This is a genomic window from Wolbachia endosymbiont (group B) of Cyclophora punctaria, from assembly GCF_964028235.1.
Classification (GTDB): domain Bacteria; phylum Pseudomonadota; class Alphaproteobacteria; order Rickettsiales; family Anaplasmataceae; genus Wolbachia.
Genome location: NZ_OZ034749.1, coordinates 1375949 through 1389488, shown reverse-complemented (window position 1 = coordinate 1389488; position 13540 = coordinate 1375949). Strand labels below are relative to the sequence as shown.

17 protein-coding genes and 1 tRNA gene are annotated in these 13540 nt (G+C 33.5%); 15 read left to right on the top strand and 3 right to left on the bottom strand.

Features of this window, described 5'->3' with window-relative positions; genetic code table 11:
- Positions 1-55 precede the first annotated feature (55 nt).
- From pheS to ruvC, 15 genes are all read left to right on the top strand, one after another.
- Positions 56-1099: a phenylalanine--tRNA ligase subunit alpha gene (gene pheS, locus ABWU33_RS06675; RefSeq protein WP_353280664.1), complete on the top strand. Its 1044-nt coding sequence runs from the start codon at positions 56-58 to the stop codon at positions 1097-1099.
- Positions 1100-2335: an NTP transferase domain-containing protein gene (locus tag ABWU33_RS06670; RefSeq protein WP_264337833.1), complete on the top strand. Its 1236-nt coding sequence runs from the start codon at positions 1100-1102 to the stop codon at positions 2333-2335.
- A 78-nt stretch (positions 2336-2413) separates the two neighbouring features.
- Positions 2414-2950 (top strand): hypothetical protein, encoded by a 537-nt coding sequence (locus ABWU33_RS06665; protein WP_353281070.1) that lies wholly within the window; start codon positions 2414-2416, stop codon positions 2948-2950.
- Positions 2951-3185: 235 nt separating this feature from the next.
- A complete protein-coding gene (locus ABWU33_RS06660; RefSeq protein WP_211907815.1) occupies positions 3186-3656 on the top strand; it encodes a P44/Msp2 family outer membrane protein in 471 nt (156 codons plus the stop codon).
- Between the two features lie 234 nt (positions 3657-3890).
- The gene (locus ABWU33_RS06655; RefSeq protein ID WP_211907817.1) at positions 3891-4370 is read left to right on the top strand and encodes an outer membrane beta-barrel protein; all 480 of its coding nucleotides are present in this window, start codon (positions 3891-3893) and stop codon (positions 4368-4370) included.
- A 218-nt stretch (positions 4371-4588) separates the two neighbouring features.
- Positions 4589-4891 (top strand): 50S ribosomal protein L21, encoded by a 303-nt coding sequence (rplU, locus tag ABWU33_RS06650; protein ID WP_015588327.1) that lies wholly within the window; start codon positions 4589-4591, stop codon positions 4889-4891.
- 10 nt (positions 4892-4901) lie between these two features.
- Positions 4902-5171: a 50S ribosomal protein L27 gene (gene rpmA, locus ABWU33_RS06645; protein WP_006012184.1), complete on the top strand. Its 270-nt coding sequence runs from the start codon at positions 4902-4904 to the stop codon at positions 5169-5171.
- A gap of 8 nt (positions 5172-5179) precedes the next feature.
- Positions 5180-5256, top strand: a tRNA-Ile gene (locus ABWU33_RS06640).
- 39 nt (positions 5257-5295) lie between these two features.
- Entirely contained in the window at positions 5296-6462 is a 1167-nt protein-coding gene (gene metK / locus ABWU33_RS06635; protein WP_250120300.1) for a methionine adenosyltransferase, read from the top strand.
- 109 nt (positions 6463-6571) lie between these two features.
- The gene (locus ABWU33_RS06630; protein ID WP_353280663.1) at positions 6572-7237 is read left to right on the top strand and encodes a TenA family protein; all 666 of its coding nucleotides are present in this window, start codon (positions 6572-6574) and stop codon (positions 7235-7237) included.
- Between the two features lie 39 nt (positions 7238-7276).
- Positions 7277-7666, top strand: coding sequence for a hypothetical protein (locus ABWU33_RS06625; RefSeq protein ID WP_353280662.1), 390 nt, complete (start codon positions 7277-7279; stop codon positions 7664-7666).
- Between the two features lie 78 nt (positions 7667-7744).
- Positions 7745-8182, top strand: a complete 438-nt coding sequence (tnpA, locus tag ABWU33_RS06620) for an IS200/IS605 family transposase (protein WP_265024376.1) — start codon at positions 7745-7747, stop codon at positions 8180-8182.
- 58 nt (positions 8183-8240) lie between these two features.
- Complete coding sequence (locus tag ABWU33_RS06615) at positions 8241-8528, top strand: hypothetical protein (protein ID WP_353280661.1); 288 nt, start codon at positions 8241-8243, stop codon at positions 8526-8528.
- 47 nt (positions 8529-8575) lie between these two features.
- The gene (locus ABWU33_RS06610) at positions 8576-9403 is read left to right on the top strand and encodes a cytochrome c oxidase subunit 3 (protein WP_211907828.1); all 828 of its coding nucleotides are present in this window, start codon (positions 8576-8578) and stop codon (positions 9401-9403) included.
- Positions 9404-9892, top strand: a complete 489-nt coding sequence (gene ruvC / locus ABWU33_RS06605) for a crossover junction endodeoxyribonuclease RuvC (protein WP_211907830.1) — start codon at positions 9404-9406, stop codon at positions 9890-9892.
- 25 nt (positions 9893-9917) lie between these two features.
- Here the strand turns inward: ruvC and ruvX are convergent, their stop codons facing one another.
- The 3 genes from ruvX to ABWU33_RS06590 are packed head-to-tail and all read right to left on the bottom strand — an operon-like array spanning position 9918 to position 13346.
- Positions 9918-10385: a Holliday junction resolvase RuvX gene (gene ruvX, locus ABWU33_RS06600; RefSeq protein WP_264337837.1), complete on the bottom strand. Its 468-nt coding sequence runs from the start codon at positions 10383-10385 to the stop codon at positions 9918-9920.
- Positions 10386-10442: 57 nt separating this feature from the next.
- The gene (locus tag ABWU33_RS06595; RefSeq protein ID WP_250120301.1) at positions 10443-12227 is read right to left on the bottom strand and encodes a ribonucleoside-diphosphate reductase subunit alpha; all 1785 of its coding nucleotides are present in this window, start codon (positions 12225-12227) and stop codon (positions 10443-10445) included.
- 48 nt (positions 12228-12275) lie between these two features.
- Positions 12276-13346, bottom strand: coding sequence for a methyltransferase domain-containing protein (locus tag ABWU33_RS06590; RefSeq protein WP_211907834.1), 1071 nt, complete (start codon positions 13344-13346; stop codon positions 12276-12278).
- Between the last annotated feature and the right edge of the window lie 194 nt (positions 13347-13540).

The following is a 13540-nucleotide window of genomic DNA, read 5'->3' as shown; positions in this document are numbered from 1 at the left end:
TATTGATGATATTAAAGATTGCACTATAATGAAAGTTTAAGCTAGCGTTTTTAAGGTGAATAAAGAGCTAATAAGCGAAATACCTTTACTTGAAGATAAGGCAGTTTCTGAGATTGAAAATGCTGCTTCTTTGCAGGATTTAGAAAAACTTAGGTTGTCATACTTGGGGAGAAAGGGTGTAGTAAAAGCTTATTTCGATGACTTAAAGAATATAGATGATGCAGGAGAAAAACGCGACCTAGGTGCAGTGATTAATGTTTTACGCAATAAGATAGACCAGCTTATAACAAGCAAAGAAAATGAACTAAAAGATAAAGAAGTTAAGTTAAAACTGCAAAATGAAGCAGTTGATATCACACTGCCTGTCAGACCAGAAAGAATTGGCAAGATTCATCCACTGAGCAAAGTTATAAGTGAAGTAAAGCTCATTTTTGCACATATGGGCTTCAAAGAAGTTGATGGTCCTGATATTGAAGATGAATTTCACGTGTTTGATGCGCTAAATACTCCAAGTCATCATCCTGCGCGAGAGGAGCAAGATACCTTTTACTTAAAGAATAAAATAAACGATAAAAGAATGGTGCTGCGCACTCATACCTCATCTGTGCAGATTAGAACTATGGAAAAGACAAAAACTTTTCCAATTAAAATAGTGGCTGCAGGCAGGGTATACAGAAATGACTTTGATGCAACTCACACTCCTATGTTTCATCAGATAGAAGGGCTTTATGTTAATGAAAATGTCAATATGGGCCAATTAAAATTTACTATTCATCTCTTCCTTAGTAAATTTTTCGGAGATAAAGGTCTAAAAATACGCTTTCGTAATAGTTTTTTTCCTTTTACTGAGCCTTCTGCAGAAGTGGACATAAGTTATAAAGGTAGTAAATGGATTGAAGTACTTGGATGTGGTATGGTGCATCCAAATGTCTTTAAAAATGTTGGAATAGACCATACTAAATACAGTGGCTTTGCATTTGGGATTGGTATAGAAAGGCTAGCAATGCTGAAATATCAAATTAGTGATCTAAGGAGCTTTTACGACAATAGAGTTAGTTGGCTCAACCATTATGGTTTTCATTTTTCGTCTTTAAGATAAGTGACAAATAAATCTTATACATTTGTTGTACTTGCTGCTGGGCATGGTAAACGAATGAATTCAAGCTTGCCTAAGGTTCTGCACAAAATAGGTAATTTCTCCATGCTTGAGCATGTCATTTACAATGCAAAGCAGCTGAATCCTGAAAAAATAGTTATTGTAGTCGATTTACCTTTAACTCAAAGGCTGAAATGCTTTGAGGGTATAAAACTAATTACACAAGAGTCAACGCTCGGTACAGGGGATGCAGTCAAAATTGCAATGAGAAACCTGAAAGAATTGTCAGATATTGTTGTTGTGCAGTATGGGGATACTCCACTAATAAAAAGCAGCACAATAACTAAAATGATAAGCTGCTTAGGAGAGAGCAATGCTTTAGTTTGTCTTGGGTTTAAAACTAATAATAAAGGATACGGTAGACTAATTATTGAGAACGGTTCCCTAAGAGAAATCATAGAAGCACAAAATGGTAGAAATAATGATGAGGAATTTCTTGCTAATGCCGGAATAATGGTTGCACGTGAAAAGAATCTACGTGAATTGGTGGAGAAAATAGAGTGTAATAACCAAGCTCATGAATATTACTTGACCGATATCGTTGCCATTGCAGTAAAGAGTAATTTAAATGTCGGCTATGTTATTGCTGATGAGGAGGAGGCAACTGGCATAAATAATAGGAATGACCTTGCAAAGGCCGAGTTTTACTTTCAAGAAGAAAAAAGAAAGTTTTTCACTAACTCTGGAGTAACGCTTGTTGCTCCAGAAACTGTTTTCTTCTCTCTTGATACGCAAATTGGTATGGATTCGATTGTTTACCCATACGTTTTTTTTGGTCCTGGAGTAAAAATAGGATCTGGTGTTAGGGTTGGTCCATTTGCCAAATGTGAAAATACAACAATAGGTGATGGTGCAATCATAGGTAATTTTGTTGAAACAAAAGCAAGTGATATAGGTATAAATACTAAGATAAAGCATTTAAGTTATATAGGAAATACTCAGGTAGGGCAGGGGAGTAATATAGGTGCAGGTACCGTTATTTGTAATTATGATGGGAAAAAGAAACATAAAACAAATATTGGAAGCAATTGTTTTATTGGTGCCAATAGTTCATTAATTGCACCGCTTAATGTGCATGATGACTCTGTCATTGCAGCAGGTAGCGTTATAGTAGAGGATGTGCCAGAGAAAAGTCTTGCAATTGCAAGAGAAAGGCAAATAACTAAGAAAATAAAATAACTCTAATTTTTATTACGCGAATTATGTTATTTTTAATATATGCATTAGTATACATGTATATCAATATACATGTTAAAAATGAAAAAGTTGCTTATTTTGGTGGTCTGTTGTTTCCTGTCAGTACCGTCTTTTGGAGTTGATTGGATTAAAGATAGAATCTATACTTCTTTGTCATATAGCCGGTTTGGTATTAATTATGATGTTGGTTTTCACTATACAAATAGCACTAAAATTTCAGTTGGCTATGTAATCAAACCTGCTCTTGATGAAGAATTTGGAGGAGTTATGGGGCTTATGGCAAAGCTTCATTATCATCATAAATTTGAAGGTACGAGTATGACTCGTTATATTACTGCTGGTGTTGGTCCTGTTATAGTTCGTACAATGAAGGCTAAACCTAAAATAAGTAGAGCTGATAATGTAGGTGAAAACATAAGTACCCTATTGGCAGAGGTTTTCAAAACTATAGTCAATGATAAATTTTTTTCTTATCAAATAGGTTCTGGTATTAATCTTCCACTTTCTGAAAGAACAAGTGTTTTTGCTGGCTACAAATTGCAAAGGTTTCATAAAATTTTTCATGGAATTGAGCTAGGAATGAGCTTTAATTTGTAAACTCTGATTGAATATTTTTAGTAAAGGCTAGTGGGAAATTATATTGAAGCGAAAGTAAGTGATGTAGACTCAAATGATGATTGCAGCAGATAGTGAAAGATATGCCAATTTGCAATTGCAAGAGAAAGACAAATAACAAAAAAAATAAAATAATTCCAATTTTTTACTTGCAATTTATACTATTTTTAATATTTATATGCTTGTATATGCATATATTAATCTTTGGAGGATAAAAATGAAAAAGTTACTTACTTTGTTGGCTTGCTGTTCTTTGTCAGCACCGTCTTTTGGAGTTGATTGGGTTAAAGATAGAACCTACACCTCTTCGTCGTATGGCATGCTTGGTATTAATTATGATCTTGGCTATCATTGTACAGATAGCATTAAAATTTCATTTGGTCCTGCAGTTAAACTTGTTATGAGTGAAGGGATTTTAGACGCGGGACTTATGACAAAGCTTCATTATCATTATAAATTTGAAAATACAGATATTACTCCTTATGTTACTTTTGGTGTAGGAGGAGTTGCTAAAATTCCTCTTTCAGAAAATCAAGGGCCAGAAGTAGAAGAATTTTTTTCTTATCAAATAGGTTCTGGTATTAATCTTCCACTTTCTGAGAGAACAAGTGTTTTTGCTGGCTACAAGCTGCAGAAGTTTCATGAACTTTCGCATGGGGTTGAATTTGGAATGAGTTTTAATTTGTAAGCTCCGATTGAATGTTTTTAGTGAAGTCTGGTTTGAATTTTTGTTGAAAAAAAGCAAGTGATATAGGCTAAAATGATGATTGCAGTAGGTAACAAAATGTGACAAAGAGAAGTTTGGCAATTGCAAGAGAAATGCAAGTAGCTAAGAAAGTGATTCCGATTTTATTATGTAAGTTATGTAATTTTTAACTTTTCTGTGAGTATATATGCGTATATTCATGGTTAGAGGGTAAAAATGAAAAAATTACTTACTTTAGTAGTCTGCTGTTCTCTGTCAGCACCGTCTTTTGGAGTTGATTGGATTAAAGATAGAATCTATACTTCGTCGTCATATGGCAATCTTGGTGTTAATTATGATCTTGGCTATCATTATACAGATAGCATAAAAATTTCAGCTGGTCCTGTAGTCAAATCTGTTTTGTTTGAAGGATCTTTGGCAGAGCTAGGATTCATGGCAAAGCTTCATTATCATTATAAATTTGAAAGTACGGATATTATTCCTTATGTTACTTTTGGTGTAGGAGGTGGAGCTAAAGTATCTCCACCAGCACAGCAAGGTCAACAGCCAGACGTAGAAAAGTTTTTTTCCTACCAGATAGGTTCTGGTATTAATCTTCCACTTTCTGAGAGAACGAATGTTTTCGCTGGCTATAAACTTCACAAGTTCAGTAATTTTTCTCATGGGTTTGAACTTGGAATGAGTTTTAATTTATAAGCTCCGATTGAATGTTTTTAGTGAAAGCTTGAGTTTTTATTAACGTCGTAAAGTTTTCATGAGACTAAGAGAATTTAAGAGTAGTCAAGTTTTAAAACTTGACTACTCTCCACGAGGAAAAGCAGATAAAGGTAGAAGTATTTCATGTTTTTATTTATATTGACAGTATGTGTAACATCATTTACGATTAGTGTTAATAACAATAATTGATATTTGTCATGTTTGCAGTAATCGAAACTGGTGGAAAGCAGTATTTAGTAAAAAAAGGCAGCATAATTAAAGTAGAAAGATTACAAGCTGAAGAAAAAGAGGAAGTAGAAATCAATAAAGTGATTTGTGTTTCAAGTAATGGCTTATCTTGTTCATCTAATGCTGTTGTTAAAGCTGAAGTACTGGAGCAGTGTAGAGATAAAAAAATTATAATCTTTAAGAAAAAGAGAAGAAAAAATTACCGTAGGAAAAATGGTCATAGGCAGTATATTACTGTTCTTCGTATCAATGAAATTAGTCTTCAAAAGTAAGAGGTAAGATATGGCAACTAAAAAATCAGGTGGTAGTTCCTGTAATGGCAGAGATTCGGCAGGGCGTCGGCTCGGGATAAAGAAGAATGGTGAGGTTATTCCAGGTAACATAATTGTACGTCAAAGAGGTACAAAATTTCATCCTGGAAAGAATGTTGGTATGGGTAAAGATCATACGATTTTTGCTAAAACGAAAGGCTGGGTGAGTTTTAGAAAATCAGCAAATAAAAAGACGTTTATTGATGTTGTGCCTACAGATGATATGCAAGCCTTGGCTTGAATAGATACGGGTCTGTAGCTCAGGTGGTTAGAGCGCACGCCTGATAAGCGTGAGGTCGGAGGTTCAACTCTTCCCAGACCCACCATTTAAATTTGCAATAGTTTTGATATCGTGTAACTAAGCGATGGTTTTACATAAGAATTCAGTAACCAGTGAATCAGTAGCAGCCGGTCATCCAGACAAAGTAGCAGACCAGATTTCAGATGCAATACTTGACGAATACCTTTTTAATGACTCTTCCTCTCGTACTGCAATAGAGACTTTGGTTACTAAAGATAATGTTATTATAGCTGGGGAAGTATTTGGGCCGAACATTGAAAATAGCAAGATTGAAAGTATTGTACGGAATACAATAAAAGATATTGGTTATGAGCATGATGGTTTCCACTGGGAAACAGTGAAAGTAAATATATTACTACATGAACAATCAAATGACATTGCAATAGGTGTGGATCAAGGTGCTGGGGATCAGGGCATAATGTATGGCTATGCAACAATAGAGACAGAAAGCCTCATGCCAGCACCCATTTTTTATGCACACTCGATTCTGAGAAATATTATGAGTATGGTCAAAGAGGTAAAGCTTGGTCCGGATGCAAAATCGCAAATCACTTTGGCGTATGAGAATAACCTTCCAGTGCGTGCTGAAAGTATTGTTGTTTCAATACAGCATCTTGAGGATCTGAGTCAATCGAAAGTGAAGGAAATAATTTATCCTTACATAGCTTCATCTTTACCTGAAGGGTGGATGTGCCCTAAAGAAAATCTCTTAGTCAATCCAACAGGTAGATTTGTTATTGGTGGACCAGTTGGTGATTGTGGATTAACCGGACGAAAAGTTATGGTTGATACTTATGGAGGCTATATTCCACACGGTGGAGGAGCGTTTTCTGGAAAAGATGCAACAAAAGTTGATAGATCCGCAGCTTATATGGCGAGATACCTTGCTAAAAATATTGTCTTTGCAGGTTTAGCTGAACGTTGTCTTGTGCAGCTTTCTTATGCAATTGGTGTCTCAAAACCTACTTCATTTTACATTGATACATTTGGCACGAATACAATAGATGAAGAGAGGATTAAAGGGTTTATTGAAGGTAACATAGATTTATCAACTAAAGGCATAATAAGACATTTATCACTTAATCGTCCTATATATAAACGTACAGCCTGCTATGGGCATTTTGGTAAAGAATCGGAAAGTGATGGTGGATTTTCTTGGGAAGGTGTGGACTTATCTACTGATTTTTGTAAAGAATTTAATATAGAAGAAGAAAAGAGAGAATTTCTTTAAACTATTAAACTCTTTTATTTCTAGCTTGATACTGATATAATAACTTATTATAAATTGTAAGTAACTTTTTAGTAACTATACTAGTTTTAATACTTATGAGGCTTACAAGATGTCCGACAAACCAAAAGAAGAATTTTATGATATTGCTATAAAAGAATCATCTGATCTTATTGAGGAAATAAAAGAACATCCTTTCAATGTTGAATTGATAAACAATACGCTAGATTATGAAAAGTTCAAAATTTATCTTCAGCAGGATTTTTTATATTTAGTGGACTGTACTCGTGCTTTATTGATTATTGCATCTAAAGTTGATGACATTGAAATAATGAGCAGTTTGGTTAATGTAGCAAGGGGAACATTTGCGGTTCGAAAGCAGTATACTGAATATTTTGAGACTTGTGATTTATCCGATAATCATAAAAAATCAGAATCTTGTTCTGCTTTCACTGACTTTTTTATGCGTGCTGCATATCATAATTCTGTTGCTGAAGCTTTAGCAGCGTCTTGTCCTTGTTTTAATATATACCAAATTATTATAAATCATATGGTAGGAGAGGTTATGCTTAAAAAAATTGAAGATCACAGATATCAAGGGTGGATTGATATTTATAATAACACAGTAATGAATGCTACGATTAATCAAGTTACTGACGTTGCAAATAATCTATATGCAAAGGCTGGTGATTGTGAGAGGAAAAAGATGCGTGAGTTTTTTAAGAGAGGTCTAGAGCTAGAAATAATGTTTTGGGATGAGATATATTCTCTAGCATAGTCTGTAGTATTAACACTAAATTATATTCTAGTTTATGTGATGTTTAGTGGTATAATTAAGAGTTATTATGGGTCAAATCTTTTAAAGGATATTATTGAGCATCCTTTCAATGTTGAGTTAGCAAATAATACTTTAAACATAGAAAATTTCAAGTTTTATATACAACAAGATGCATTTTTTGTAGCTGATTATGTTCGTACTGTTTTAATTATTGCATCAAAAATGGAGAGTTGTAACAACATTGTTCCATTGATTGAGGTGGCTCAAGGAGGAATAGAGATTATAAGAGTGTTATGCGACCACTACTTTGCTGTATACTCCATAAATCGTGGAGAAAAGTCGCTAGAGTGTTTCAATTTTACTAACTTTCTTTTGTCTACTTCGTATAGCGAAATTTATGAAGCTGTAACAGTTATTTACTTTCCATAAGATGGTACAAGCCTCCACCTTCTAGGTGGAGAAACTTTAGTTTGTCAATGTCATAACTGTACTTTATAAAGTATAGTTATGACGGAATATGACAAAGGAAAACACACTGTATTTTATCATAGGTACCATATAGTCTGGATTACAAAATATCGGTACAGAGTATTAACTAAGGCTATGAAGGAGAGAATACGAACAATCATAGCAGAAGTATCTGAAGAAATGGGGATTAAGATAGAAAACGGAGTAATATCATCAGATCATTTACATTTATTCGTAGTAATACCTCCTCATATAGCTGTGAGTGATTTTGTTCAAAGAGCCAAAGGCAGGTCTTCACGCAAAATTCAACAAGAATTTCCAGAGCTAAATAAAATGTACTGGGGAAAGCGTTTTTGGGGAAGAGGATACTTTAGTGCTACCAGCGGACATATCACAGATGAAGTCATTAATGAGTACATCAATAAACATACAGATGCACATCAGCCTCATTCTATATCTAGTATAAGATTGGAGTAGCTTTAGCTTCTCACCGCGCTTCCAGCGCTATATCCAACCTTTCGGCTCTCAGCCGATAGTGGTTGAGTCTTGCCATTTTATATATAAAGTTGCTATTGGTAGTATGAGAAGTAAAATTAAAAAAAATAATAGGTATAAGGATTGGTTTGATTTTTTTGGCAGTAGCTTGATGGAATCTGGATGTGTTGCTTTGGAAGGTATTGTTGACGAGTATTGTAACAAAGTAAGGGAAAGTGAAAGGACCAGAATGCTTGAATTATTTAAAATAACTGCACAATTTGAGTTAGGCTTTTGGAATAGCGCATATAATTTTTCAAAATTTGATCAAGATTTTAAGAAATATTGACAATTTTAAGCTAATTTGTATGCTTGGTACGTATTTTTGAAGATGATATGAAAAGTAAAGAACATGATTTTCATTTAGTAGACCCAAGTCCCTGGCCAATTGCTATATCAGCAGCAATTCTTGTTCTTGCACTTGGATTAGTTGGTACACTCCATAAACAAATTTCTGGAATATTTGGTTTAGTTTTGGGAATCTCTGCGGTATCAGGAGTGCTGTTTTATTGGTGGAGAGATGTAATAAGAGAAGCAATTTATGATAAATGCCATACTGCCATTGTAAAACATGGACTCAAGCTTGCAATGTACTTATTTATCCTCTCGGAAGTTGTGTTTTTTATAGCGTTCTTTTGTTCATTCTTTAAAGCCTGGCTTGATCCGATCTTTTTGTTTGAAGCGTTTTCTCCTACAAAAAAAATTGAATGGCCCCCTGAAGGGATTTTACCACCTGATCCATGGTCGTTACCATTCATGAATACACTAATATTATTACTTTCTGGTACAACAATTACCTCAGCACATCATTTTTTACTTGAAAATGATAAAAAAAGCATGATTAAAATGCTGTCTATAACTATATTGCTTGGGATGTTCTTTATAATAGTGCAAGCAATCGAATATCATGAAGCAAGTTTTTCTTTACGAGAAACAGGAGAAAAACTTATTTATACATCCAACTTTTACATGATTACTGGTTTTCATTGTGTGCATGTTATAATAGGTATAATATTTTTGTCAGTATGTTTATTTAGAGCTCGAAAAGATCAATTTACACCTCAAGATCACTTATGCTTTGAGTTTGCTTCTTGGTATTGGCACTTTGTCGATCTAGTCTGGATATTTTTATTTCTGTTTATTTATTGGTTAAGCCTTTATTAAGTGATTAAAATAATAGGTCTAGATCCAGGGATAAGCAAAACCGGTTGGGCCATTATCAGCCTGGAAGAAAAGAATAGTATTGAATTTTTGGGTGGTGGTGCCATATCAACTGATGGTAAATTGGGTACAGGTGAACGTCTACATATAATTTTTGAAGAATTAAAGAAAGTAATTTCTCTATATTCTCCAAATGAAGCTGCTGTAGAGAAAATTTTTGTTAATAAAAATCCAAAATCTTCACTAACTTTAGGATATGCAAGAGCAATTACAATTTTAGTATTACAAATGACGAAGTTGACCATGAATGAATATGATGCAAATTATATAAAAAAGAGCATTACCGGAGATGGTCATGCTGGTAAGGATCAGATTATATTTATGGTGAAGCAAGTAGTTAAAAACTCAAATATAAAATGTCACCATGCTGCTGACGCTCTTGCTACAGCAATTTGTCATGCTTATACGAAAAGTTCTTGTTTGATCAAGTAATTTTACGTGAATTCAGTTTAAAAAACTATTTGATGGTGTTTATCTTATCCAATGTTCGTTGCAGAATAATACATGCGGCAATTTTATCATCTATTTTCTTTGATTTTGTGATTGATATTCCGGTAATTTTTAGTGCGTGAGTTGCAAGAGATGTTGATAAACTTTCGTCTTGTAGATATATGTTTATCTTACATTTTTTTATTATTTTATTTGCGAATTGGATTATTGCTTTACACCATTCGGTCTCTTGGTCATCTATTTTGAATGGTAGTCCTATTACGATTGATCCAGCTTCATTTTCTTTGAATATTCTATACAGATAACCTAAATCTTTGCTTATATTTCTTCTGTAGTATATACTATGAGCTGTAGCTATAAGCTGTGTTTTATCACTAAATGCTACGCCTATTTGTTTTTCTCCCATATCAAGGCACATTATACGTTTATCTCTTGGAATAGACTTTAGAAATTCATCTGGATTTCTATGTAGCATCTATGAAAACATAACTTTTGTACAATTGTATTTTTGTGACAGTAAGGTATGTACAGTCTACTGGCATGATAGACATTCATCATAATTAATATCTGTTTTTTGTTGCAATATTTCACTTTTTTTGAATATGTCATGTGAGACCTTGTCAGCTCTCTGCATTGATTGTGATCTGCAGTAATATAAGCTCTTTAATCCTTTTTTCCAAGCAAGCATGTGTATTTTATGTAAGTAACGTTTATGCACATTGGCAGGTAAGAACAGATTTACTGATTGAGATTGACAAATATAAGAAGTTCTATCACTTGCATGTTCTATGATCCATTGTTGATCAAGTTCGTATGCTGTTTTAAATGTCAGTTTTTCATGCTTGCTAAGAAAATCTAAATGCTGAACAGAACCCTCATTTGTTGAAATTGAGGACCATGTTTCATCATTGTCTTGATTTTTTTCTGCTAGTAGTTTTTGCAAGAATTTATTTCGTACTACAAATGAACCTGTCAATGTCTTCTGTATAAATACGTTTGCTGCATATGGCTCTATTCCAGGGGAAGTGTTGCCTGCGATAATCGAAATTGAGGCAGTTGGAGCAATAGCGAGCTTATGTGTGAACCTTTCCATTAGATCGATTTCTTTAGCGTCAAGACATGGCCCTTTTTCTTCTGCTAATTTTTTAGAAACTACATCTGCTTGCTCGCGCAAATGCTTAAATATTTTTTTATTCCATTGTTGGGCTGTTACTGATTCAAAAGGAACCATTTTACTTTGTAAAAATGAATGAAAACCCATCACGCCAAGACCGATACTACGCTCTCTTATTGCGGAATATTTTGCTCGCTGTATTTCATTTGGTGCTTGGTTTATGAAATCCTCTAATACATTATCAAGAAAACGCATTATATCTTCTATGAAAAGCTCATTATCTTTCCATTCTTCGTAGTATTCAAGATTTACGGATGATAAACAACATACAGCAGTGCGCGACTTGTTCAGGTGATCGTAACCTGTAGTTAAAGTTATTTCACTGCATAGGTTTGACATTTTGATATCTAAATTGAGCTTTTTGTAAGGTTCTGGTTTATTGTTATTTGTTGCATTAAGAAAGATAATATAAGGTTCTCCAGTTTCAATTCTTGCTGTTAATATTTTAATCCATATATCCCGTGCTTTTACTGTTGAAATAACTTTATTGTTATGAGGGCTTATTAAATCCCATTCTTGATCATCTTCAACAGCTTGCATAAACTTATCTGTTACTATTACAGCATGATGTATATTTAATGCTTTGCGATTTGGGTCACCACCAGTTGGCTTACGTAAATCTAGAAACTCTTCTATTTCTGGATGCCATACAGGAAGATAAACTGCTGAGCTTCCTCTTCTTAAGGATCCTTGGCTGATTGCAAGCGTCAGAGCGTTTTGTACTACGATAAATGGCACAATTCCTGATGTTTTACCGCTACCTTTGACACTTTCACCAATTGAACGTAAATTTCCCCAATAACTACCTATTCCACCACCGCGTGCAGCGAGCCAAACATTTTCATTCCATAGATCAACTATTCCCTTCAAGCTATCTTCAGTTTCATTAAGAAAGCAGGAAATAGGCAATCCTCTTTTGGTACCGCCGTTACTAAGTATTGGTGTTGAAGGCATGAACCACAAGTTGCTCATGTAATCATAAAGACGTTGTGCATGTTTTCTATCATCAGAATAGTAATTAGCAATACGTATAAAGAGATCTTGATAACTTTCATTTTCTATTAAATACCTATCCAATAGAACTGCTTTTCCAAAATCGGTTAATTTACTATCTTTTGCGTAATTAATAGTAATGTAATTCATAAGGCTCCTTTTATGATAATATAGAAATTTATTTGAGCGATTTCTCGATTAAGTTGTTGAATTTGTTTGTGGATGTTGTAATGCAAATAAGATACCATCAACCTGACTGCCATATATTTTACAGTAACTCATTTGACTTATTTGCATATTTGTTTCTTTTGCAACATGCTGAATATAATCTTCTGAATGACGAAAATAATCTCCTTTGTTTACAAAGTCAATACCTCTACCTTCCTTTCTTCTTACTAAACATACAATAACCCCTTTTTTGTTTGTCAATCTTTTTGCTAGTTCCAATTCTGCTAGAAAATCATGTAGATAGTGTAGCACTTCAGCAAAGATAATTACATCATACTGCTGGTTCTTCTCTTGTTTAAGAAACTCTTTCATTTCTGTATGTATTAACTCATTGTAAACAGGTTTACCTTTTATAAGACATCCTCTTGCAATATTGAGCATTCTATTTGAGATGTCAACTCCTGTTATGCGACTTCTAATATTATTTATTTTTAGGAAGTGACCACATATTCCAGTACCGCAACCAAGGTCAAGTATATTCAGTTCAGAAGTGGAGTTGTGAAAGATTTTTTTGATTATCATATGTACTAGTTCATGTCCTCTGTATTGTTTGGCAATTAACCAATGTTCAACAAAATATTCACCTGTGTAATCAAAATATTGCTTTATGAGATTTTCAGGCAATTCTACAATATCTGATGTGTTTGTTATTTTCTTTATATAGTAAGAAGCTTCTTTGTGACTACTATCTAATTTTAGCGTCTTTGTTAAATAATTATAAGCTTTATTAGTATTGCCTACTGCAAAATGACATCTTCCGATATTATACCAGACTAGAGGTAAATTAGGGTAGAATATGCTAATTAACCAAAATCTTAACTTTGCATCTGATATATTACCTTTATAGAAGTGATATAACCCGATTTCAGTGTTGGTATTTAACAGGTTTTTAGATTTTTCAAGAAACACTACAATTTCTTTATGGAGAGTACTGTATTTATCCATAATGAAATTTTTTACTTTTTTACTATTTAATAAGCCAGTGAGCTTGGATATACAATTTAAAGCAAAGTTTTTTATAAAAGATAGATTACTTTTCATACATTAGAAATACTCCAAATGTTCATTTTCATTTTTAGGTAACTAATTTTAACACATTTTATCTTACAAAATATCTTTTTCATTAATTTTTCTGTACATATCAATTTATCAAATATTTCTCAGATTGTACTGTTTAAGATTGCTGGTATATTGTTGTTGATAATAATAGGTAAATGTTTTGTGTAAAAAGGCGT